The 23,170-nt window shown below is 33.5% G+C and carries 20 protein-coding genes and 1 other annotated feature; of the genes, 17 read left to right on the plus strand and 3 right to left on the minus strand.

Annotation, left to right across the window (positions count from 1 at the left end; genetic code table 11):
• The first annotated feature begins 18 nt into the window (after positions 1-18).
• Together ilvB and DW911_RS03920 are read left to right on the plus strand one after the other, a co-directional pair.
• The gene (gene ilvB / locus DW911_RS03915; RefSeq protein ID WP_118432756.1) at positions 19-1,698 is read left to right on the plus strand and encodes a biosynthetic-type acetolactate synthase large subunit; all 1,680 of its coding nucleotides are present in this window, start codon (positions 19-21) and stop codon (positions 1,696-1,698) included.
• A gap of 104 nt (positions 1,699-1,802) precedes the next feature.
• Positions 1,803-2,660, plus strand: a complete 858-nt coding sequence (locus DW911_RS03920; RefSeq protein WP_118432755.1) for a YitT family protein — start codon at positions 1,803-1,805, stop codon at positions 2,658-2,660.
• A gap of 6 nt (positions 2,661-2,666) precedes the next feature.
• Here the strand turns inward: DW911_RS03920 and DW911_RS03925 are convergent, their stop codons facing one another.
• Positions 2,667-3,311, minus strand: coding sequence for a Crp/Fnr family transcriptional regulator (locus DW911_RS03925; protein WP_118432754.1), 645 nt, complete (start codon positions 3,309-3,311; stop codon positions 2,667-2,669).
• Between the two features lie 84 nt (positions 3,312-3,395).
• Between DW911_RS03925 and DW911_RS03930 the strand changes: the two genes are divergently transcribed.
• A complete protein-coding gene (locus DW911_RS03930) occupies positions 3,396-4,238 on the plus strand; it encodes a YitT family protein (RefSeq protein WP_118432753.1) in 843 nt (280 codons plus the stop codon).
• On the opposite strand, the gene DW911_RS03935 is transcribed toward DW911_RS03930, so the two are convergent.
• Positions 4,227-4,541: a rhodanese-like domain-containing protein gene (locus DW911_RS03935; protein ID WP_118607494.1), complete on the minus strand. Its 315-nt coding sequence runs from the start codon at positions 4,539-4,541 to the stop codon at positions 4,227-4,229. The two genes, DW911_RS03930 and DW911_RS03935, sit on opposite strands and share 12 nt — an antisense overlap.
• A gap of 84 nt (positions 4,542-4,625) precedes the next feature.
• Here DW911_RS03935 and DW911_RS03940 point away from each other — a divergent pair, with 84 nt between their 5' ends.
• Together DW911_RS03940 and tpiA are read left to right on the plus strand one after the other, a co-directional pair.
• The gene (locus DW911_RS03940) at positions 4,626-5,810 is read left to right on the plus strand and encodes a phosphoglycerate kinase (protein ID WP_118607495.1); all 1,185 of its coding nucleotides are present in this window, start codon (positions 4,626-4,628) and stop codon (positions 5,808-5,810) included.
• 19 nt (positions 5,811-5,829) lie between these two features.
• Positions 5,830-6,573 (plus strand): triose-phosphate isomerase, encoded by a 744-nt coding sequence (gene tpiA, locus DW911_RS03945; protein WP_118432792.1) that lies wholly within the window; start codon positions 5,830-5,832, stop codon positions 6,571-6,573.
• Positions 6,574-6,630: 57 nt separating this feature from the next.
• Here the strand turns inward: tpiA and DW911_RS03950 are convergent, their stop codons facing one another.
• Positions 6,631-7,503 (minus strand): 6-phosphofructokinase, encoded by an 873-nt coding sequence (locus DW911_RS03950; protein ID WP_118607496.1) that lies wholly within the window; start codon positions 7,501-7,503, stop codon positions 6,631-6,633.
• Positions 7,504-7,718: 215 nt separating this feature from the next.
• Here DW911_RS03950 and rplK point away from each other — a divergent pair, with 215 nt between their 5' ends.
• The 12 genes from rplK to DW911_RS04010 all read left to right on the plus strand — a co-directional run bounded on the left by rplK (position 7,719) and on the right by DW911_RS04010 (position 23,072).
• The gene (gene rplK, locus DW911_RS03955) at positions 7,719-8,141 is read left to right on the plus strand and encodes a 50S ribosomal protein L11 (protein ID WP_118432749.1); all 423 of its coding nucleotides are present in this window, start codon (positions 7,719-7,721) and stop codon (positions 8,139-8,141) included.
• A gap of 48 nt (positions 8,142-8,189) precedes the next feature.
• Complete coding sequence (rplA, locus tag DW911_RS03960) at positions 8,190-8,882, plus strand: 50S ribosomal protein L1 (RefSeq protein WP_118432748.1); 693 nt, start codon at positions 8,190-8,192, stop codon at positions 8,880-8,882.
• Between the two features lie 10 nt (positions 8,883-8,892).
• Positions 8,893-9,007: a sequence feature (ribosomal protein L10 leader region), on the plus strand.
• 35 nt (positions 9,008-9,042) lie between these two features.
• Positions 9,043-9,570, plus strand: coding sequence for a 50S ribosomal protein L10 (gene rplJ, locus DW911_RS03965; RefSeq protein ID WP_118432747.1), 528 nt, complete (start codon positions 9,043-9,045; stop codon positions 9,568-9,570).
• Between the two features lie 54 nt (positions 9,571-9,624).
• Positions 9,625-9,996, plus strand: a complete 372-nt coding sequence (rplL, locus tag DW911_RS03970) for a 50S ribosomal protein L7/L12 (RefSeq protein ID WP_118432746.1) — start codon at positions 9,625-9,627, stop codon at positions 9,994-9,996.
• A gap of 56 nt (positions 9,997-10,052) precedes the next feature.
• Positions 10,053-10,646 carry a class I SAM-dependent methyltransferase gene (locus DW911_RS03975; protein WP_118607497.1) on the plus strand — a complete coding sequence of 198 codons (594 nt, stop codon included), beginning with the start codon at positions 10,053-10,055 and terminating at the stop codon, positions 10,644-10,646.
• Positions 10,647-10,819: 173 nt separating this feature from the next.
• Positions 10,820-14,464, plus strand: a complete 3,645-nt coding sequence (rpoB, locus tag DW911_RS03980; RefSeq protein WP_118432744.1) for a DNA-directed RNA polymerase subunit beta — start codon at positions 10,820-10,822, stop codon at positions 14,462-14,464.
• Between the two features lie 13 nt (positions 14,465-14,477).
• Positions 14,478-18,131: a DNA-directed RNA polymerase subunit beta' gene (gene rpoC, locus DW911_RS03985; protein ID WP_118607498.1), complete on the plus strand. Its 3,654-nt coding sequence runs from the start codon at positions 14,478-14,480 to the stop codon at positions 18,129-18,131.
• Between the two features lie 183 nt (positions 18,132-18,314).
• Positions 18,315-18,728, plus strand: a complete 414-nt coding sequence (gene rpsL / locus DW911_RS03990) for a 30S ribosomal protein S12 (RefSeq protein ID WP_118432742.1) — start codon at positions 18,315-18,317, stop codon at positions 18,726-18,728.
• A 31-nt stretch (positions 18,729-18,759) separates the two neighbouring features.
• Positions 18,760-19,230, plus strand: a complete 471-nt coding sequence (rpsG, locus tag DW911_RS03995; protein WP_118432741.1) for a 30S ribosomal protein S7 — start codon at positions 18,760-18,762, stop codon at positions 19,228-19,230.
• 36 nt (positions 19,231-19,266) lie between these two features.
• Complete coding sequence (fusA, locus tag DW911_RS04000) at positions 19,267-21,342, plus strand: elongation factor G (protein ID WP_118432740.1); 2,076 nt, start codon at positions 19,267-19,269, stop codon at positions 21,340-21,342.
• 91 nt (positions 21,343-21,433) lie between these two features.
• On the plus strand, positions 21,434-22,618 hold the full coding sequence (tuf, locus tag DW911_RS04005; protein WP_118432739.1) for an elongation factor Tu: 1,185 nt from the start codon (positions 21,434-21,436) through the stop codon (positions 22,616-22,618).
• Positions 22,619-22,760: 142 nt separating this feature from the next.
• Positions 22,761-23,072, plus strand: coding sequence for a PTS lactose/cellobiose transporter subunit IIA (locus DW911_RS04010; RefSeq protein ID WP_118432738.1), 312 nt, complete (start codon positions 22,761-22,763; stop codon positions 23,070-23,072).
• Positions 23,073-23,170 lie beyond the last annotated feature (98 nt).

Here is a 23,170-nt window from a genome sequence, read left to right on the forward strand (position 1 = left end):
TAAAAGGGGGAAGAGAATATGATGTTAACAGGTTCGGAAATAATTTGTGAATGCTTAATCGAACAAGGTGTTGATACGGTGTTTGGTTATCCAGGAGGAACAATTCTAAACGTCTATGATGCTTTATATCAATATAAAGATAAAATTAATCATATTTTAACTTCGCATGAACAAGGTGCGGCTCATGCTGCTGATGGTTATGCACGTGCAACAGGTCGAGTAGGAGTTTGTATGGCCACATCTGGACCTGGAGCAACAAATTTAGTTACTGGAATTGCAACAGCTTATATGGATTCTATTCCATTAGTGGCAATTACAGCTAACGTTGCAGTTTCTATTTTAGGTAGAGATAGTTTCCAAGAAATTGATATCACTGGTGTGACAATGCCAATTACTAAACATAATTTTATTGTTAAGGATATTAAAGATTTAGTACCTACAATTAGAAAAGCATTCCAAATTGCTAAAGAAGGTAGACCAGGACCTGTTTTAGTAGATATTACAAAGAATGTGACTGCTGAAAAAATGGAATTTGAATCTCAAGTTCCTGAAGTCATTGAACCTAGAACTTATACTTATTCTTCAAAAGAATTAGAAAAAGTTGTAGAAATGATTAAAGAAAGTAAGAAACCATTTATCTTTGTTGGTGGTGGTGTAATTGCTTCTGGTGCAAGCAATGAACTTAAAGAGTTTGCTGAAAAGATTGATGCACCGGTTACAGATTCTTTAATGGGAAAAGGTGCTTTTGATAATACGAGACCACGTTATACAGGAATGCTTGGAATGCATGGAACGAAAGCAAGTAACTTTGGAGTCAGTCAATGTGACTTATTAATTGTTATTGGAGCACGTTTTTCGGATCGTGTTACTGGTAATACAGCAACATTTGCTAAAGATGCTAAAATTATTCATATTGATATTGATACTGCAGAAATTAATAAGAATATTATTGTTGATTTAGGTGTTGTTGGTGATGCTAAAATGATTCTTAAAGAATTAAATCATATGATTGAACGTCAAAGTCATCCTCAATGGTTAAAAGAAATTCGTGATTTAAAAGAAAGATATCCATTAAGTTATGATCAAACTGAATTGACTGGACCTTATGTTATTGAACAAATCGATTATCTAACAAATAGTGATGCTATTATTTGTACTGATGTTGGTCAACATCAAATGTGGGCAGCGCAATATTATCACTACCGTCATCCACGTCAACTTATTACTTCGGGTGGTGCTGGAACAATGGGATTTGGTTTAGGTGCTGCAATTGGTGCTAAATATGGTCAACCTCATAAATATGTTTTCAATATTGCTGGTGATGGATGCTTTAGAATGAATATGAATGAATTAGCTACAGCAAGTCGTTATAATGTTCCAATTATTCAAGTTGTTATCAATAATCATGTTCTTGGAATGGTAAGACAATGGCAAACTTTATTCTATGGTGAAAGATACAGTAATACTATTTTAGAAGATAAAGTTGATTTCTGTAAAGTTGCTGAAGGATTAGGTTGTAAAGCTATTAAAGTGACAACTAAGGAACAAGTTGCACCTGCAATCAAAGAGGCAATGGAATATGAAGGACCGGTTTTAATTGAAGTTGTAATTGGAAAAGATGACAAAGTATTCCCTATGGTTGCACCTGGTTCTGCAATCTCATCAGCTTTTGATGAAACAGATTTAAAAAATAAATAATACTAAAAGAGGGTATCATTTAAAATGATATTCTCTTTTTTATTTTTAGGGTTGTAAATTGTTTTGAAGTGAGTACAATATAGTATGTTTTTAGGGAGAAAATTATGAAATTACTAACGAAAAGAAATTTAAAATCAGCAGGATGTGTGATTGTTTCTGCACTTATGATGGCTATGGCAACCAAGACATTTGTTAGACCGGCACATTTATTATCGGGTGGATTTATGGGAATTGCGATTCTTATAGATATGATAGGTGAATTAGTACATGTATCTATACCAACTTCAGTAGGTTTATTATGCTTAAATATTCCAGTGGCATTATTTTGTGCTAATAAGATATCTAAGCGATTTGTCTTTTTTTCTATGATGCAAGTTTTTTTAACTTCATTCTTTTTGCAAATCGTTCCAGCATTTCCGTTATTTGATGAAGAAATATTGAATGTTATTTTTGGTGGTTTTATTTGGGGCATCAGTATCACAGTTGCGTTAAAAGGCGATGCTTCAAGTGGTGGTACCGATTATATTGCTTTATATGTTTCCAATAAAAGCGGTAAAGAAATTTGGATGCAGGTCTTTGTGTTTAATGCATGTTTACTTGCTATATTTGGTTATTTGTTTGGTTTTGATAAAGCAGGATACTCCATTTTGTTTCAGTTTTTATCAACACGTACTATTTCTAACTTTCATAACCGCTACAAACAAGTTATGTTACATATTTATACCCAACATAAAGATCCCATACTGGATGCTTATATCATGAATTTCCATCATGGAATTACTGCTTTAGATGGCTTTGGTGGTTATTCAAGGGAACCTGTTAGTTTGCTTACAGCGATTGTATCAAGTTACGAAGTAGGGGATGTGATTGAATTACTACAAAAAATAGACCCTCAAGTTATTGTCAATGTGACGAAAACAGAAAACTATGTTGGTCGTTTCTATAATAAACCATTAGATTAAAAAGCATTAGCGATCCTCTATGAGGTTCACTAATGCTTTTTTATTCACTACTTTTATTTTACGATATGAATTTTTTATATAACCCTTTTGATCAAATTCCTTAAGTATTTTAGAAACAGTTACTCTTGCTAGACCAACACTATTAGCGATATCTTCGTGAGTGTAAGGTATGGTAGAATTAAGAATTCCCTTTTCAATGTTATCCTTTTGTGTAAGTTCAAGCAGGAATGCAGCAACTTTTTCATAGCGATTATAACTGTATGCTCTTTTGATTGCGTTTGTTAGGTAATTGCAGGTATCAGTCATGATTTGCAACAAAGATATTGTCAGTTCTTGAGATTCATGCAAGTAAGGATAAAATTGGTTAAGTTTGCATTTTATTAATTGAACTTCATTAATAGCCTCTACAGTAGTGGGTCTAGAAGAACATTGGATAAAAGATGAGTCACCAAAAATTCTTCCTTTATCTAAAACATCAATTGTGATGTCATCACCTTGGCTTGTTAGAGTATAAACGCGGACTCTTCCTTTTAAAATTAAAAAAAGTTCATGAGATTGATCTTCTTGAAGATAAATGAGTTCTTTAGGATGATATGTTACTTGGGTACCGGCTTTTTTGAAATATGTAAATAGTTTTTCATCAAGTTTCATTTTTTTCACTTCCTTGCTTAAATTGTAACATAGGTTACAATTTTACGAAAGATAAAGTGTTAAAGTCATAAGCGAGGTGAGAGTATGAGAGAAAGATTAATGAAATTGATGATGATTATTTTTGGAAATGTCATGATTGCTTTTGCAGTAGCAGTTTTGTTGTTGGATAACCATATTATTGCTGGTGGGGTATCAGGAATAGGTGTCGTGATGAATCATTATATGTATTTGCCAGTTTCAATAACAGTAGGTGTGGTTAATGTCATTTTATTTGTTTTAGGTTGGGTTGTAATGGATAAGGAATTTGTTATGAAGTCTTTATTATCATCTATTGTTTTCCCTGTTATGTTAGGTTTTTTTCAAAATAATCCTATGTTTAAACATGTACTTGATGATCCTTTACTTGCGGCTGTGCTTGCAGGATGTTTAATAGGTATAGGAATTGGTCTTGTTATTCGTTCAGGTGGCTCTACTGGTGGAATTGATATTATTGCTTTATGTGTGAATAAAAAGACCAACGCACCTACACATATCGTGATGAATTTTATAGATTTAACAATCTTGTTATTACAAATGAGTTTCCATGATATAACACATGTGACGTATGGAATTGTAACAGTTGTTTTAACGGCTTTTATGATGAATAAGACATTATCAAATGGACGTCAATTAGCACAATTAATGGTTATTTCAGATGCGTATGAACAAATGAAACAAGTCATTTTAAATCAAGGTGATGCAGGACTAACATTTATTGAAACTGAAAAGGGATATAGTGGTGAAAAGTCTAAACTTATTTTAACGGTAGTTCCTTATGATAAGTTACCGATGTTAAAACAAATGATTAAACATATTGATCAACATGCTTTTATTGTTGTCAGTCATGTTGATGAAGTGGGTGGACGTGGCTTTTCTTTAGAAAGATGAGTGTCGCTTTAATTCATATTGAATAGTATAGAAACCACCTTCAACGCTATAGGCATGATAGCCTAATTGATTGAGTGATTGGGCGAGTTTTAAAGAACGATGACCAGTATAACAAAGTAAAATAATGGGTATTTGTTTGGATAATTGGGGAATATGCTCGTTAAATGAATCAAAAGGAATATTGATAAAAGGAGAAAGATGAAGTTTGTTAAATTCATAGGGATCTCTTAAATCAATAAACTGATATTTTTTGGTTAAAAGAGTAGATAAAAATTGGGCTTGAATAATGGGTTTAGAATTCATGAAATCACCTCATAATATAATATGAAATTAATTGAAAACAATGTGTAACAGTGATATAATTCAGCCATGGAGGATGATTTAAAGATGGATAAGAAAACTATTAAAGATATTGAAGTTGCTGGAAAAACTGTCTTAGTTCGTGTTGACTTCAATGTACCTAGAAACAAAGAAACTGGAGAAATTACAAACGACAATAGAATTGTTGCTGCTTTACCAACTCTAAAATATTTATTAGAACAAAAACCTAAAGCAATTGTATTATTCTCACATTTAGGAAAAATTAAAACTGAAGAAGACAAAGCTAAAAATGATTTAGCTGTAGTTGCTCCTAGATTATCAGAATTATTAGGAGTAAATGTTCAATTCGTTAACTGTACAAGAGGAAAAGAACTTGAAGATGCTGTAGCTAATGCTATTGATGGACAAGTTATTTTAGTACAAAATACACGTTATGAAGCTGGAGAAACTAAAAATGATCCTGAACTTGGAAAATATTGGGCTTCATTAGGTGATGTATTTGTTGAAGATGCATTCGGATCTGTTCATAGAGCACATGCTTCTACTGCAGGAATACCTCAACATTTACCATCTGCTGCTGGTTTCTTAGTAGAAAAAGAAATCGCATATATCGGAAAAGCTGTAAGCAATCCTGAAAGACCAATGGTTGCTATTTTAGGTGGAGCTAAAGTTTCTGATAAAATCTTAGTAATCGAAAACTTATTAAAAATTGCTGATAAAGTTATCGTTGGTGGAGGTATGTGCTATACTTTCGCAAAAGCTCAAGGGCATACAATTGGTAACTCTTTAGTTGAAGATGATCGTTTAGATGTAGCTAAAGATATCTTAGCTAAAGCTGGAGATAAATTAATCTTACCAGTAGATTCTGTAATCAATACTGCATTTGCTCCTGAAGGAGATATTAAAGTATGCGGTGAAGATGTACCTGATGGATACATGGGATTAGATATCGGACCTAAATCAGTAGAAAATATTAAAGCTGCTTTAGCTGGTGCTAAAACTGTTGTATGGAATGGACCAATGGGTGTATTTGAAATGGAACCATTCGCAAAAGGAACAATCGCTGTATGTGAAGCATTAGCAGAATTAGAAGATGCTAATACTATTATCGGTGGTGGAGATAGTGCTGCTGCTGTTATGCAACTTGGATTCGCAGATAAAGTTTCTCACATCTCAACAGGTGGTGGAGCTTCATTAGAATATATGGAAGGTAAAACTCTTCCAGGTATTGCTGCTATTGATGACAAATAATAAGGGAGATAAAGAAGTCATGAGAAAACCAATTATCGTAGGAAACTGGAAAATGAATAAAACAATCGCTGATACTAAAGCGTTTGTTGAAGCAGTTGATGCAAAAGTTTCAGCATCTGCTGATTGGGGTATTGCTACTCCATACTTATCATTACAAACTGCAAAAGCAGGAGCTAAAAACTTAATTGTTGCTGCTGAAAACTGCCATTTCAAAGATAGCGGAGCTTTCACTGGTGAAGTATCTGTAGAAATGTTAAAAGAAATCGGAGTTGAATGGGTTATCTTAGGTCACTCTGAAAGAAGACAATATTTTGGTGAAACTGATGAAACAGTTAACGCTAAAATGTTACAAGTATTAAAAAATGATATGACACCTATCGTTTGTGTTGGTGAAACATTAGAACAATATGAAGCTGGAACAACTAAAGATGTTGTTAAAACTCAAGTTGTTGGTGCATTCAAAGATGTATGTCCAAATTGTGCTTCAAGAACTGTTATTGCTTATGAACCAGTATGGGCAATTGGAACAGGTAAAACTGCTACTAATGAAATTGCTCAAGATGTTTGTGGATATATTAGAACAGTTGTTGCTGAATTATATGGACAAGAGGTTGCTGATAAAGTAAGAATCCAATATGGTGGATCAGTTAAACCTGAAGGATTAAAAGCTTTATTAGAACAACCTGATATTGATGGAGCATTAGTTGGTGGAGCTTCATTACAACCAGAATCATATTTAGCAATGGTTCAAAATTTAGGATAATAAATAAAGAATAAAATATATAAAGTCCCAAAAGTTTAATTACTTCTGGGACTTTTTTTATATGATATTAACAGCGATAACCTTATTGTTTTTTAACTTAAGATATTGATTAGTCTGTTGCTGATTATAGAGTTCTATGGCTTTATAAGCATAATTTCGTGCAAGAATACGATCGTAAGCATTGGGCATACCTCCTCGATAGAGAAATGTTATATCATTGTATCTTACTTCAAACTGAGTTTTACTTTCAATAAAGTTTTTTAATTGTTCACCTTGATTAAAATTTGATGATAATAAAATCATTGCATTATTTGATGTATCATAACAAACTTGTAATTTGTTGAGTAATTTTTGAGGGTGTGATAAAGAATGGTTATCCACATAAAGAGCATCCATGCTAGAGCAAACATCTTTAATCAGTTTATTATTTGAACATCCCTCAATTTTAATGATGGTACATTTTTGATGGGAACTTGATGTGTCATAGAGTTTGTCTAGCATATTGACAAGGGTATCAAGGGCACTACTGTACCCTACTGAATAGTCATTGTCTAAAGTGCAAGGAATAACAATACAATGAATACCTTTATTAATTAGTTTTCTAGCGATGTTATAACTACCATGACCGCCGATGACAAATAGACAGTCAAATTGATTTTGATAATAGTGATTGATGACTTGTTCAAGATATTCTTGATTAATGAAATCACGGGGATCACCGGTATGAAGAATAGTACCACCTTGATTCATAATACTTAAATAATTTTGATATTCTAGTTTTATAATCTGATTTGTCATTAAACCATTAAATCCATCTAAAATACCATATGATTCAATATGATTGTTATAACATGATTTTAATAGATGATAGATAATCGTATTCATGCCGGCACTAACACGGCTAGATGATAAGATAGCTATTTTTTTCATAAATTCACCTCTCGTTTTTTTATATTATAGCGATGAATGAATAAAGAGGAAAGAAGAATAAAAAAATTATAAAAAAATGTTGCATTTATCGAATAATATTGTATAATGTTTTAGCGACGCAGTATATTACTGTGTTTATGTTACTGAGCGTGGAAGGACTTGACGCTGTCTGTTTGACCACAGCACGGACAAAATTTTATAAGGAGGAATGTCACGTGAGTAAAAAAGTCGTTAGAGTAATGAAAATTCAATTCCAAGCTGGACAAGCTAAACCTGGACCAGCGTTAGCAGGAGCAGGAATTCAAATGCCTAAATTCTGTACTGCATTCAATGATCAAACTAAAGATCGTATGGGTGAAACAGTACCAGTTGTATTAACTGTTTATGAAGATAAAGATTTTAGTTTTGAATTAAAAACTGCACCAGCTTCAGAAAAAATCAAGAAAGCTTTAGGAATCAAAAAAGGTTCTAGTAATGCAGGAACTACTACTGTAGGTACATTATCAGCTGATCAATTAAAAGAAATCGCTGAATACAAAATGCCTGACTTAAATGCAAATGATTTAGATGCTGCAATGAAAATCGTTGCTGGAACAGCTAAAAACATGGGTGTTAAAGTTGAAGGATTCGATGCGTAAGCATCATGTGGAAGGATAATCCGTTATAACCACTAAGGAGGAAATTACATGGCAAAGAAAAGTAAAAGATATACAGAAGCAGCTGCACAAATTGAAGCTGGAAAAGCATATTCAGTTGAAGAAGCTGTAGAATTAGTTAAAAAAACAAGCACAGTTAAATTTGATGCTAGTGTTGATGTTGCATTCAAATTAGGATTAGATGTTAGACAAGCTGACCAACAATTACGTGGGGCTGTTGTATTACCTCATGGAACAGGTAAAACTAAAAAAGTTTTAGTTGTTACTCAAGGTGAAAAAGCTAAAGAAGCACAAGAAGCAGGTGCTGATGTAGTTGGTGGAAAAGAAATTTTAGAAGACATCAAAAAAGGATGGTTAGATTTTGAAGTTATGATCGCTACTCCTGATATGATGGCTGAATTAGGTAAATTAGGACGTATCTTAGGTCCTAAAGGATTAATGCCTAACCCAAAAACTGGAACAGTAACTATGGATGTTGCTAAAGCAGTTAAAGAAACAAAAGCTGGTAAAGTTACTTACCGTACAGATAAAGAAGGAAACGTACATTTACCAATCGGTAGAGTTTCATTCGATAATGATAAATTAGTTGAAAACTTCAACACAATTTATGATTTAATCGTTAAATTAAAACCAAGCACTGCAAAAGGTGTTTACATGAAAAATGTAGTGATCTCATCTACTATGGGACCTGCAATTAAAGTTCAAGCTGCTGTTGCAAAATAGTAGTTATTAAAAAGTCGCAATCAATATACCGTAGACAGTAACTGGGAAACCTTAATTTGTTACCGAGGTGTTAAGTTTATTTTAAACATTAACTCCCGTCTACCGGGAGTTTTATATAGCGTGTATATTGTTGCATATAAATTTTATAGGAGGTGTGACAATGTCAGTAGAAGCAATTAATGCAAAGAAAGTCGTTGTTGAAGAAATCGCTGGTAAATTAAAAGAAGCACAATCTGTAGTTGTAGTTGAATATCGTGGTTTATCAGTTGCAGAAGTCACTGAATTACGTAGAAACTTACGTGCTGAAGATGTAGATTTCAAAGTTTACAAAAACAAATTAGTTCAAAGAGCTACTGAAGAAGCTGGCCTTGCTGAAATCAACGATCAATTAGTTGGACCAAATGCTATCGCTTTTGGTAACAGTGATGCTGTAGCACCTGCAAGAATTCTAGCTAAATTCGCTAAAGATCATGAAGCTTTAGTAATTAAAACTGGAGTTGTTGAAGGTAAAGTATTATCTGTTGATGAAATTAATGAAATTGCTAAATTACCTGGACGTGAAGGAATGTACTCAATGTTACTTGGTATGTTACAAGCACCAGTTAGCAAATTCGCTAGAGTTGTTAAAGCAGTTGCTGATGCAAAAGAAGCTGCACCAGCAGAAGAAGCTCAAGAAGCTGCTGAATAACAAACAAAAACAAAACATATTAAATATTGAAATAAGAAAAAGGAGACAATTATCATGGCAAAATTAACTCATGAAGATATCTTAGCTTACTTAGAAGAAGCTACAATTTTAGAATTAAACGATTTAGTAAAAGCAATCGAAGAAAAATTTGATGTAACTGCTGCTGCACCTGTTGCTGTTGCTGCTGCTGGAGCTGATGCTGCTGATGCTGCACCTGCTGAAGTAACTGTAACATTAACTGATGTTGGTGGAACTAAAGTTGCTGTAATCAAAGCTGTAAGAGAAATTACTGGATTAGGATTAGTTGATGCTAAAGGTTTAGTTGACAAAGTTCCTGCTGTAATTAAAGAAAACGTTTCAGCTGATGAAGGAAAAGAAATTAAAGAAAAATTAGAAGCTGCTGGAGCAACTGTAGAAGTTAAATAATTTGACTTTAATAAAAAAGAGCCTTTCGAGGCTCTTTTGTTTTATAGGTGATGAAAATGAAACATTATTACACAAATAATACTGATTTAAAAAGTGAGCCCACTTCATTTGTTTTTAGGTTTAAACAATATGATTTCTTATTTAAAAGTGATATTGGTGTTTTTTCCAAGTCGATGATTGACTATGGTTCACAAGTTTTGCTTAATGCATTTGAAAAACCAAATCACGCTAAAAGTTTATTAGATGTTGGTTGTGGATATGGAACTTTTGGTATTTGTTTAAAGAAATTATACCCAGAATTAAAAGTGGATATGGTTGATGTTAATGATCGAGCATTACTTCTTGCTAAAGAAAATGCTAAAAATAATAATGTTGGTGTTACAGTATTTGAAAGTTATACATATCAAAATGTAAAAGAAACATATGATATTATTGTTTCTAATCCTCCGGTAAGAGCGGGCAAGGAAGTTGTTACTTCTATTTTATGTGATGCCTATAAATTTTTAAATAATCAAGGACAATTGTGGATTGTATTACAGAAAAAACAAGGGGCACCATCAGCTAAGAAAAAGATGGAAGAAGTTTTTGGAAATTGTGATATTGTTAAAAGAGATAAAGGCTATTATATCTTGGTAAGCACTAAGAGATAGTCTTTTTTATATTGTGAATAAGTTAAAAAAATATTGAAAATATCAATAAAAGTTATTGACTTGCATATAACCTTGTGCTAACATAATAAAATGCCTATTAATGTTTAAAACTAAGTGCTTTTTTGCGCTCAAAAACAGTTAAATAGAGATATAAAAAGGGGTGGAGTTAATACGTGGAAAATCAAACAACTACAGCGAAAAGTAAAATTACTCGTCGTAATTACTCAAGAATCAGTGGTTCTTTAGAATTACCAAATTTAGTAGAAATTCAAACAAATTCTTACAAATGGTTTAAAGAAGTAGGAATTAAAGAAGTATTTGAAGATATCTACCCAATTACTAACTTTAATGAAACATTATCATTAGAGTTTGTTGATTGTGCTTTTGATGAACCAAAATACTCTGTTAATGAAAGTAAAGATCGTGATGCAAACTATGCAGCACCTATTCGTGCTACTTTACGATTAGTTAATTCAGGTACTGGTGAAATTAAGGAACAAGAAGTATTTATGGGAGATTTCCCATTAATGACAGACTCAGGAACATTCATTATCAATGGGGCAGAACGTGTTATTGTTTCTCAATTAGTTCGTTCTCCAGGTGCATATTTTGCTGATGCATTAGATAAGAGTGGGAAAACTATTTTTGAAGGTAGTATTATTCCTTCAAGAGGTACATGGTTAGAATTTGAAAACGATGCGAAAGATGTATTAAATGTTCGTATTGACCGTAATAGAAAAATTCCTGGTACTGTATTATTACGTGCTTTAGGTCTTTCTAGTGATGAAGACATCATTGAAGTGTTCGGTGATCATGAATTTATTAGAAATACATTAGCTAAAGATAACACAACAAATACAGAAGAAGCGTTAATTGAAATTTACAATAAGTTAAGACCAGGTGAACCAGCTACATTAGATGGTGCAAATAACTTACTTTATACTCGTTTCTTTGATGCTAAAAGATATGATTTAGCAAAATCAGGTCGTTTTAAATTTTCTAAGAAGTTAAGTTTATTAGACCGTATTGCTGGACGTATTTTAGCTGAAGACGTTATTGATGTAGATGGAAATGTTGTTGCTAAAGAAGGAACAACAATTACTAAAGAAGTATTAGAAACATTAAAACCTGTTTTTGAAGCAGGAGCACATACTATGGAAGTTAAAACAAATCCTCATTTAGAAAGTAACGGGGTTGTGCAAGTTATTCATGTTTATGTGGATGAATCAAAATCTAAAGTGATGAAAGTTATGGGTACTGATTTATCTTTAAATAGTAAATTTGTTACTATTTCTGATATGTTAGCTGCTTATTCTTATATGTTTAACTTAGTTGATATCTTTAATTCATATGATTTAGCTGCTGAAGATAGAGTATCTCATATGGCTCGTATTGGATTATTAGATGATATCGATCATTTAGGAAACAGACGTGTACGTTCTGTTGGGGAATTAATTCAAAACCAATTTAGAATTGGTTTATCAAGAATGGAAAGAGTTGTTAAAGAAAGAATGTCATTATCTGAAGTAGATTCAGTAACACCTCAATCATTAACAAATATTCGTCCATTAACTGCAGCAATTAAAGAATTCTTCTCATCATCACAATTATCACAATTTATGGATCAAATTAATCCATTAGCAGAGTTAACAAATAAACGTCGTTTATCTGCACTTGGACCTGGTGGTTTAAGCCGTGATCGTGCTGGATATGAAGTTCGTGACGTGCATGCATCTCACTACGGTAGAATTTGTCCAATTGAAACTCCTGAAGGACCAAACATCGGGTTAATTTCAACACTTGCATCTTATGCAAAAATTAATGAATATGGATTTATCGAAACACCATATCGTAAAGTAAATCATTGTGTCATTGATGAAAATGATGTTCAATATTTAACTGCAGATGAAGAAAAGAATTTCGTTATTGCTCAAGCTAATGTTCACACTAGTGAAACTGGTGAAATCTTAGATGATCAGGTAATTGCTCGTCATTTAGGTGAAAATATTATGGCAAATAGAGAAGAGGTAGATTACATCGATATTTCGCCAAAACAAATCGTTTCTGTTGCAACATCATGTATTCCATTCTTGGAAAACGATGATGCGACTCGTGCCTTGATGGGTGCCAACATGCAACGTCAGGCTGTACCTTTATTAAATCCACATACTCCATTTGTTGGAACAGGTATGGAATACCAAGCAGCAAGAGATTCTGGAGCTGCAGTTGTAAGTAAACATAATGGTTATGTTTCTTATGTTGATGCTAAAAAGGTTGTTATTACAACAGATGATGGAGAAGAACATAAGTATCGTTTATCCAAATTTGCTATTTCAAATGCTGGTACATGTATTAATCATAAACCAATCGTTGTGACTGGTGAAAAGGTTGTTAAAGGACAAGTATTAGCTGATGGTCCAGCAATGGAACAAGGTGAATTAGCACTTGGACAAAACGTATTAGTTGGATTCATGACATGGAATGGTTATAACTATGAAGATGCCGTTATTATGTCAGAAAGATTAGTTAAAGAAGATGTTTATACTTCTATTCATATTGATGAATATTCAATTGAATGTCGTGATACAAAATTAGGACCTGAAGAAATTACAAGAGATATTCCTAATGTTGGTGATGAAGCACGTAAAAATTTAAATAGTGATGGTATCATCATGATTGGTGCTGAAGTAAAAGAAGGAGATATCTTAGTTGGTAAAGTAACTCCAAAAGGTCAAGCTGAATTATCGGCAGAAGAAAAATTATTACTTGCTATCTTTGGTGAAAAATCAAGAGAAGTAAAAGATAACTCTTTACGTGTTCCTCATGGTGGGGCAGGTATTGTTCATGATATTAAAATCTTTGATCGTAAAAATGGTGATGAATTACAACCAGGTGTAAACCGTGTTGTTAAAGTCTACATCGTTCAAAAACGTAAAATCTCTGAAGGAGATAAGATGGCTGGTCGTCATGGTAATAAAGGGGTTATTTCTAAAATCTTACCAATTGAAGATATGCCACACTTAGAGGATGGTACACCATTAGATATCATGCTTAACCCATTAGGGGTACCTTCTCGTATGAATATCGGGCAAGTATTAGAATTACATTTAGGTTATGCAGCAAAACAATTAGGGTTATATATTGCAACTCCTGCTTTTGATGGTTTACATCGTGAAGATCTTGAAGGTCTAATGAAAGAAGCAGGAATGAGTGAAGATGGTAAACAACCAGTTATTTCTGGTCGTACTGGAGAATATTTTGATTCACCTATTTCAGTAGGTATTATGTACTTCGTTAAATTATCACACATGGTTGATGATAAATTACATGCTCGTTCAGTTGGTCCTTACTCATTAGTTACTCAACAACCATTAGGTGGTAAAGCACAAAATGGTGGACAAAGATTTGGGGAAATGGAAGTTTGGGCTCTTGAAGCATATGGAGCTGCTTATACATTACGTGAAATCTTAACTGTTAAATCTGATGATGTTGTTGGTCGTGTAAAAACATATGAAGCGATTGTTAAAGGTCAACCATTACCAGAACCAGGATTACCTGAATCATTTAGAGTATTAAAGAAAGAATTACAAGCATTAGCGTTAGATATTCGTTTGCTTGATGAAAACGATAATGAGATCGATGAAAGAAATATCGAAGACGAAGAACGTCGTTTCCCAACTTCTATTGATAAAGAAGATGTTGTCAAAGAAGAAAAAGCAAAACCAGAAGAAAAAGAAGATAACGTTGATGAAGTCATCGAAGAAGAATTTGATGAATTGGCAGAAGGTCAAGACATTGAAGAAAGTGAATCATTATAAGGAGGATAAATAGATGTCAAATACTAATAAATTTTCATCAATCCAAATTGGATTAGCTTCTCCTGAAAAGATTCGTGAATGGTCTTATGGTGAAGTAAAAAAACCGGAAACTATTAATTATCGTTCTCAAAAACCTGAAAAAGATGGTTTATTCTGTGAAAGAATCTTTGGCCCATCAAAAGATTGGGAATGTAGTTGTGGTAAATACAAAAAAGTAAGATATAAAGGTGTTATTTGTGACCGTTGTGGTGTAGAAGTAACAAAATCAGCTGTACGTCGTGAACGTATGGGGCATATTGAACTTGCTACACCAGTAGCTCACATTTGGTATTTAAAAGGAATTCCATCAAGAATGGGATTAATCCTTGATATGTCACCAAAACAATTAGAAGAAATTATTTACTTCGTTTCTTATGTTGTTATTGATAAAGGTTCTACACCTTTAGAATATAAACAAGTTTTATCTGAAAGAGATTATCGTAAATGTTATGAACAATTTGGTAATACTTTTGAAGCTAAAATTGGTGCTGAAGCAATTCAAACATTATTAAAACAAGTTGATTTAGATGCAGAATTTGAAGCTGTAAATAAAGAATTAAAAGAAGCTCAAGGACAAAAACGTTCTAAATTATTAAAACGTTTAGAAGCAATTGAAGCATTCAGAAGTTCAACTAATAAACCTGAATGGATGATTCTTGAAGCTTTACCAGTTATACCACCTGATTTACGTCCAATGTTACAATTGGATGGTGGACGTTTTGCAACAAGCGATTTAAATGATTTATATCGTCGTGTTATCACTCGTAATAATCGTTTAAAGAAATTGTTAGAATTAGGAACACCATCAATCATTGTTCAAAACGAAAAACGTATGTTACAAGAAGCTGTTGATGCATTAATTGATAATGGTCGTCGTTCTAAACCAATTACTGGAGCTGGTGGACGTGCCTTAAAATCATTAAGTCATACATTAAAAGGTAAACAAGGACGTTTCCGTCAAAACTTACTTGGAAAACGTGTTGACTATTCAGGACGTTCAGTTATCGCTGTAGGACCAGATTTAAAAATGTATCAATGTGGTATTCCACGTGAAATGGCTTTAAGCTTATTCAAACCATTTGTTATTCATGGTTTAGTTGCTCAACAAATCGCAACAAACATTAAAGCTGCTGAAAGATTAATTGACAAAATGGATGATCGTATTTGGCCAATCGTTGAAGATGTCATCAAAGAACATCCAGTATTATTAAACCGTGCCCCTACACTTCATAGATTAGGGATTCAAGCATTCGAACCTAAATTAGTAGAAGGACGTGCTATTCGTCTTCACCCATTAGTTACTCCTGCATTCAATGCCGATTTCGATGGGGACCAAATGGCTGTCCATGTACCACTAGGTGAAGAAGCTATCCAAGAAGCAAGACAATTAATGTTAGGTTCTACAAACATCTTAGGTCCTAAAGATGGTAAACCAATCGTTACACCATCACAAGATATGGTGTTAGGTAACTACTATTTAACATTAGAAGATATTGGTGCTATTGGTGAAGGTACTGTTTTTGCTGATCGTAATGAAGTTGATCATGCATATTTTGCTAAGACTGTAAACTTACACACAAGAGTGGCTATTAAAGCATCTTCATTACACAATGTGACTTTTACTGAAGAACAAAACAATAGTTATTTAATTACAACTGTAGGTAAGATTTTATTTAATGATATTTTTGATGGACAATTCCCATTTATTAATGAGCCAGGTAAAGAAAATTTAAAAGGTACACCAAGTAAATACTTTGTACCTATGGGAACAGATATTAAAGCGCATATTGCTGCTCAAGCTCCTGTTAAACCATTAGGTAAAAAAGCGTTAGGAAATATCATTGATGAAGTATTCAAACGTTCTGCTTTAACTGATACAAGCTTGATGCTTGATAAGTTAAAAGATCAAGGATTTAAATATTCAACAATTGCAGGTATCACTGTATCTGCTTATGATATTCAAGTTCCTCAAGCTAAATTTGAAATTTTCGACAAAGCTGATGAAAAACTTGAACAAATTAAAAACTTCTATAATAAAGGTAAATTAACTGAATCTGAAAGATATCAAAGCGTTATTAAATTATGGACAGGAGTTAAAGATGAAGTCCAAGAAGTCGTTCGTCAAGAGTTCGAAGCTGATGACCGTAACCCAATCTTCATCATGTCTGACTCTGGAGCCCGTGGTTCACTTTCTAACTTTACTCAGTTAGTAGGTATGCGTGGGTTAATGTCAAATCCAAAAGGGGAAACTATCGAGTTACCTATCAAGTCTGCCTTCCGTGAAGGTTTAACTGCATCAGAATTCTTTATTTCAACACATGGTGCCCGTAAAGGATCTACTGATACTGCCTTAAAGACAGCCGATTCAGGTTACTTAACTCGTCGTTTAGTAGACGTAGCTCAAGAAGTTGTTATTTCTGAAGAAGATTGTGGAACAGATAGAGGATTTATCGTCACTGAATTATATAACAACGATGATAATGCAGTTATTGTTCCATTATTTGACCGTCTAGTTGGTCGTTATTCACAAAAAGATATTTATCATCCTGAAACAAAACAATTATTAGTTGGTGCAGGTGAATTATTCACTGAACAAAACGCTAAAGAAGTTTGTGATGCAGGAATTAAAGAAGTTGAAATTCGTTCAGTTCTTGGATGTGTAGCTAAAGGTGGAATTTGTAGAAAATGTTATGGTCGTAACTTAGCTACAGGTGATGTTGTTGAGTTAGGTGAAGCTGTAGGTATTATGGCTGCACAATCAATCGGTGAACCAGGTACACAGCTTACAATGCGTACATTCCATGATGGTGGGGTTGCCGGTGGTGCTGATATCACTCAAGGGTTACCTCGTATTCAAGAGTTATTTGAAGCAAGAAATCCAAAAGCTAAATCTATCATTTCTGAAATTGATGGTGAAGTTACAAATATTATTGATAATTCAGGAAGAATGGAAGTTGTTGTTACAAATGATTTAGAAACAAGAAGTTATTTAACTCCATATGGTGCTAAATTACGTGTCCAAGTTGGTGATCATATTTCTGTAGGTAATAAGATTACTAAAGGATCAATTGATCCAAAAGAATTATTAGCTGTTGCTGATACAGAAGCAGTTGAAAGATATATTATCAAGGAAGTTCAAAAGGTATATCGTATTCAAGGTATCGAAATTTCTGATAAACATATTGAAATTATTGTTCGTCAAATGTTAAAGAAAATGAGAATCATTGAAGGTGGAGATACTGGTTCACTTCCTGGTACACATGTTAATACAACTACATTTACTGAATTAAATAGAGAAGCATTAAAAGCAGGTAAACATCCAGCTGTAGGTAGACCTATCTTATTAGGTATCACAAAAGCATCTCTTGAAACAGATTCATTCTTATCAGCTGCATCATTCCAAGAAACTACAAAAATCTTAACTGATGCATCTACTAAAGGTAAGAAAGATTACTTAAAAGGATTAAAAGAAAATGTTCTTATTGGTAAATTATTACCAGCTGGTACAGGACTTCGTGGTCCATTAAAATCACCAGAAAGAATTGCTAGAGAAAAAGCCGAAGCTGAAGCTCAACAATTAGCTGCTTTAGATGGTAATGAATCTCACATTGATCATGTAGAAGAATAATAAACAGGAGCCATTTGGCTCCTGTTTTTAAAAATGATTGATTTTATCAAATAATTTTAAATTATTGTTGACTTTTTAAATTGTTTGATATATTATAATCTACGGTACTCAAAGAAGAGTACATTATTTTACTGTTAATTATGAAACACCCGGTATTGTGTGTTATCAAGAAAGGAGAAAGAAATGCCTACAATTAATCAATTAGTTAGACAAGGTCGTTCAGACAAAACAACAAAATCAAAATCACCTGCTTTAAATAGAGGTTACAACTCTTTAGCTAAAAAAGCTACAAGTACTAAATCACCTCAAAAGCGTGGTGTTTGTACGCGTGTTGCTACTATGACACCTAAGAAACCTAACTCAGCTTTACGTAAATATGCCCGTGTTAGATTATCAAATGGTATGGAAGTAACTGCATATATTCCAGGAATTGGACATAACTTACAAGAACATAGTGTTGTTTTAATTCGTGGTGGTCGTGTTAAGGATTTACCAGGGGTACGTTACCATATTATTCGTGGTACTATGGACTGTGCTGGTGTTAACGATCGTAAACAAGCTCGTTCAAGATACGGAGCTAAAAAACCAAAAGCTTAAAAATTACAAATTAGTATAGGAGGAAATATAAATGGCAAGAAAAGGTCAAGTTGCTAAAAGAGACGTTCTACCTGATCCAGTATACAACTCTAAAACTATTTCTAAATTAATCAACAACATTATGTTAGATGGTAAAAAAGGTGTTGCTCAAAACATCTTATATGATGCATTTAAAAAAGTTGAAGAAAAAACTGGAAACTCAGCAATGGAAGTATTTGATCAAGCAATCAATAATATTATGCCAGTATTAGAACTTAAAGTTAGACGTATTGGTGGTGCTAACTACCAAGTACCAGTTGAAGTTTCAGCTGAAAGAAGAATGACTTTAGGGTTAAGATGGTTAGTTAACTATTCACGTTTAAGAAACGAAAAAACTATGGTTGATCGTTTAGCAAACGAAATTATTGATGCTTCAAACGGAACAGGAGCTTCTGTTAAGAAAAAAGAAGATACTCATAAAATGGCTGAAGCTAATAAAGCATTCGCTCATTTCCGTTGGTAATAAAGTAGTTAATAATATATTGAAAGGAGAAAGATTATGTCTCGTGAATTTTCGTTAGAGAAAACTCGTAATATTGGGATCATGGCTCATATTGATGCTGGTAAAACAACAACAACTGAACGTGTCCTTTATTACACTGGTAAAATCCACAAAATCGGTGAAACACACGAAGGTGCATCACAAATGGACTGGATGGAACAAGAACAAGAACGTGGTATCACAATTACATCAGCAGCAACAACTGCTCAATGGAATGGATATCGTGTAAACATTATCGATACACCGGGCCATGTAGACTTCACTGTAGAAGTTGAACGTTCATTACGTGTATTAGATGGTGCTGTTACTGTATTAGACTCAAAAGCTGGTGTTGAACCTCAAACTGAAACTGTTTGGCGTCAAGCAACAACTTATGGAGTACCTCGTATTGTATTCTGTAATAAAATGGATGCAACTGGGGCAGACTTTATTATGTCATTAGAATCTTTAGAAAAAAGATTAGGTGTTCGTGGTATCGCAGTTCAATTACCAATTGGTGCTGAAGATACTTTCGAAGGTATTATTGACTTAATTAAAATGAAAGCCGTATATTTTGAAGGGGATAAAGGTGAAAACGTTGTTTACAAAGATATCCCAGAAGAATATATGGAACAAGCTAAAGAATACCGTTCAAAAATGTTAGATGAAGCTGCTTCTTACGATGATGACTTAATGATGAAAGTCTTAGAAGAAGAAGAACCAACTGAAGAAGAAATTAAAGCTGCTATCCGTAAAGGAACATTAGCTGTAGAATTATTCCCAGTATTATGTGGTTCAGCTTACAAAGACAAAGGTGTTCAACCAATGTTAGATGCAGTAATTGATTATTTACCTGCACCTACTGATATTCCTTCAATTAAAGGACATGATGAAAATGATAACGAAGTTGAAAGACATGCATCTGATGATGAACCGTTCTCAGCTTTAGCATTCAAAATCATGGCTGATCCATTTGTTGGAAAATTAACTTTCTTCCGTGTGTACTCTGGTACTGTAAAATCAGGAAGTTATGTATTAAACTCGACTAAAAACAAAAAAGAACGTTTAGGACGTATTTTACAAATGCATGCCAATAAACGTAATGAAATCGAAGAAGTTTACGCTGGAGATATCGCAGCAGCTGTAGGTTTCAAAAACACTACAACTGGGGATACTATCTGTGATGAAAAGAATTTCGTTATTCTTGAAAAAATGGAATTCCCTGAACCAGTTATCGAATTAGCTATTGAACCAAAAACTAAACAAGATCAAGATAAATTAGGTATGGGATTAGCTAAATTAGCTGAAGAAGATCCTACATTCAGAACATATACAAACCCTGAAACTGGAGATACAGTTATCGCTGGTATGGGTGAGTTACACTTAGACGTTATCGTTGATCGTTTAAAGAGAGAATTCAAAGTAGAAGCTAATGTTGGTGCTCCACAAGTAGCATATCGTGAAACTATCACAAGTGCTGCTGAATGTGAAGGTAAATATGTAAAACAATCTGGTGGTCGTGGACAATACGGTCACGTATGGATCAAATTTGAACCTAATGAAGGTAAAGGATTTGAATTCGTTGATGCAATCGTTGGGGGAGCTGTCCCTAGAGAATATATCAACTCTGTAAAAGTGGGTCTTGAAGATGCACTAGAAGGTGGTATGATTGCAGGATATCCAGTATTAGATATCAAAGCTACATTATTTGATGGTTCTTACCATGATGTCGATTCATCAGAAATGGCTTATAAAGTTGCTGCAAGTTTAGCACTTAAAGCTGCAGGTAAGAAATGTGATCCAGTCATTCTTGAACCAATTATGGCTGTAGAAATTACTGCACCATCTGAATACTTAGGAAGCGTTATGGGAGACGTATCTTCTAGACGTGGTATGATTGAAGGACAAGAAGAAAGAGGAAACGCTGTATCTGTACAAGCATCTGTTCCTTTATCAGAAATGTTCGGATATGCTACTGATTTAAGATCTTTCACTCAAGGTCGTGGTAACTACACTATGAGATTTGATAGATATGAACCAGTACCAAAATCAATTAAAGAAGAAATCATTAAGAAAAATGGTGGAAATAACTAATTTTCAAAACTAAAATTATATTGATTTTTTCAAATAAATAAATTAGAATGTTAATGTACGAAATTTTAAATAAATATAGGAGGAACCTTAAATGGCTAAGGAAAAATTTGACCGCTCAAAAGCGCACGTTAATATCGGAACAATTGGTCACGTTGACCATGGTAAAACAACTTTAACAGCTGCAATTACAACTGTATTATCTAAAGATGGACAAGCACAAGCAATGGATTATGCTGCTATCGATGCTGCTCCAGAAGAAAAAGAACGTGGTATCACAATCAACACTGCACACGTTGAATATCAAACTGCTACTCGTCACTATGCACACGTAGACTGTCCAGGTCATGCTGACTACATCAAAAACATGATTACTGGTGCAGCTCAAATGGATGGTGCTATCTTAGTAGTAGCTGCTACTGATGGACCTATGCCTCAAACTAGAGAACATATCTTATTATCTCGTCAAGTAGGTGTACCTTACATCATCGTATTCTTAAATAAATGTGATATGGTTGATGACGAAGAATTATTAGAATTAGTTGAAATGGAAGTTCGTGAATTATTAAATGAATACGGATTCCCAGGAGATGATACTCCAGTTATCCGTGGATCTGCTTTAAAAGCATTAGAAGGAGATCCAAAATGGGTTCCAGCTATTCATGAATTAATGGATGCTGTAGATACTTATATTCCAACACCAACTAGAGATACTGATAAACCATTCTTAATGCCAGTTGAAGACGTATTCACAATCACTGGACGTGGTACAGTTGCTACTGGACGTGTTGAACGTGGACAATTAAACTTAAATGATGAATTAGAAATCGTTGGTATCAAAGAAACTCAAAAAACAGTTGCTACTGGTATCGAAATGTTCCGTAAATTATTAGATTACGCTGAATCAGGAGATAACATTGGTGTATTATTACGTGGTATCAACCGTGATCAAATTCAACGTGGACAAGTATTAGCAAAACCTGGATCAGTACATCCACATAGAAAATTCAAATCTCAAGTTTATGTATTATCTAAAGACGAAGGTGGACGTCATACACCATTCTTCGCTAACTACAGACCACAATTCTACTTCAGAACTACTGACATTACTGGTGTAATTGAATTACCAGAAGGTGTAGAAATGGTTATGCCTGGAGATAACGTAGAATTAACAGTTGAATTAATTCACCCAATCGCTATCGAAAAAGGAACTAAATTCTCTATCCGTGAAGGTGGTAGAACTGTAGGTTCTGGAAATATCTCTGATATAATCGAATAATAGATTCAAAAAGATACTCTAATGAGTATCTTTTTTATATTATGAAAAACAGGGAAAGCGCTTGAATATAACTTGTTTGTTTGATAAAATAAGAATGCAGATATGAATCTGAAATATATATGTGTTGTAAGGAGATATTAAAATGGATGAACAAGAACAAGTAGTAATTAACTTAATCGTAAACAGTGGTAGTGCACGTAGCTCTGCAATTGAAGCTATTCAATATGCAAAAGCTGGAGATATTGCTAAAGCTGAAGAATCATTACAAACAGCTAAAGAAACAGTTAATGAAGCACATCATTCACAAACTGAATTAATTCAAGCTGAAATTAGAGGAGAAAAAGCTCCATTAAATTTATTAATGGTTCATGCACAAGATCATTTAATGACTGCATTAGTTGTTATCGATTTAGCTCAAGAATTCATTGATTTATACAAAAAAATTGAAAAATAATAATAAAGTCAATGACTAAACACATTGGATATCAATCTAATGTGTTTTTTTTATTTAATTTAAAGAAAACACTTTACAAAGGCAAGAAAAGATGGTAG

The sequence above is a fragment of the Erysipelatoclostridium sp. AM42-17 genome (genome assembly GCF_003480255.1).
Taxonomy (GTDB): Bacteria; Bacillota_I; Bacilli_A; order Erysipelotrichales; family Coprobacillaceae; genus Faecalibacillus.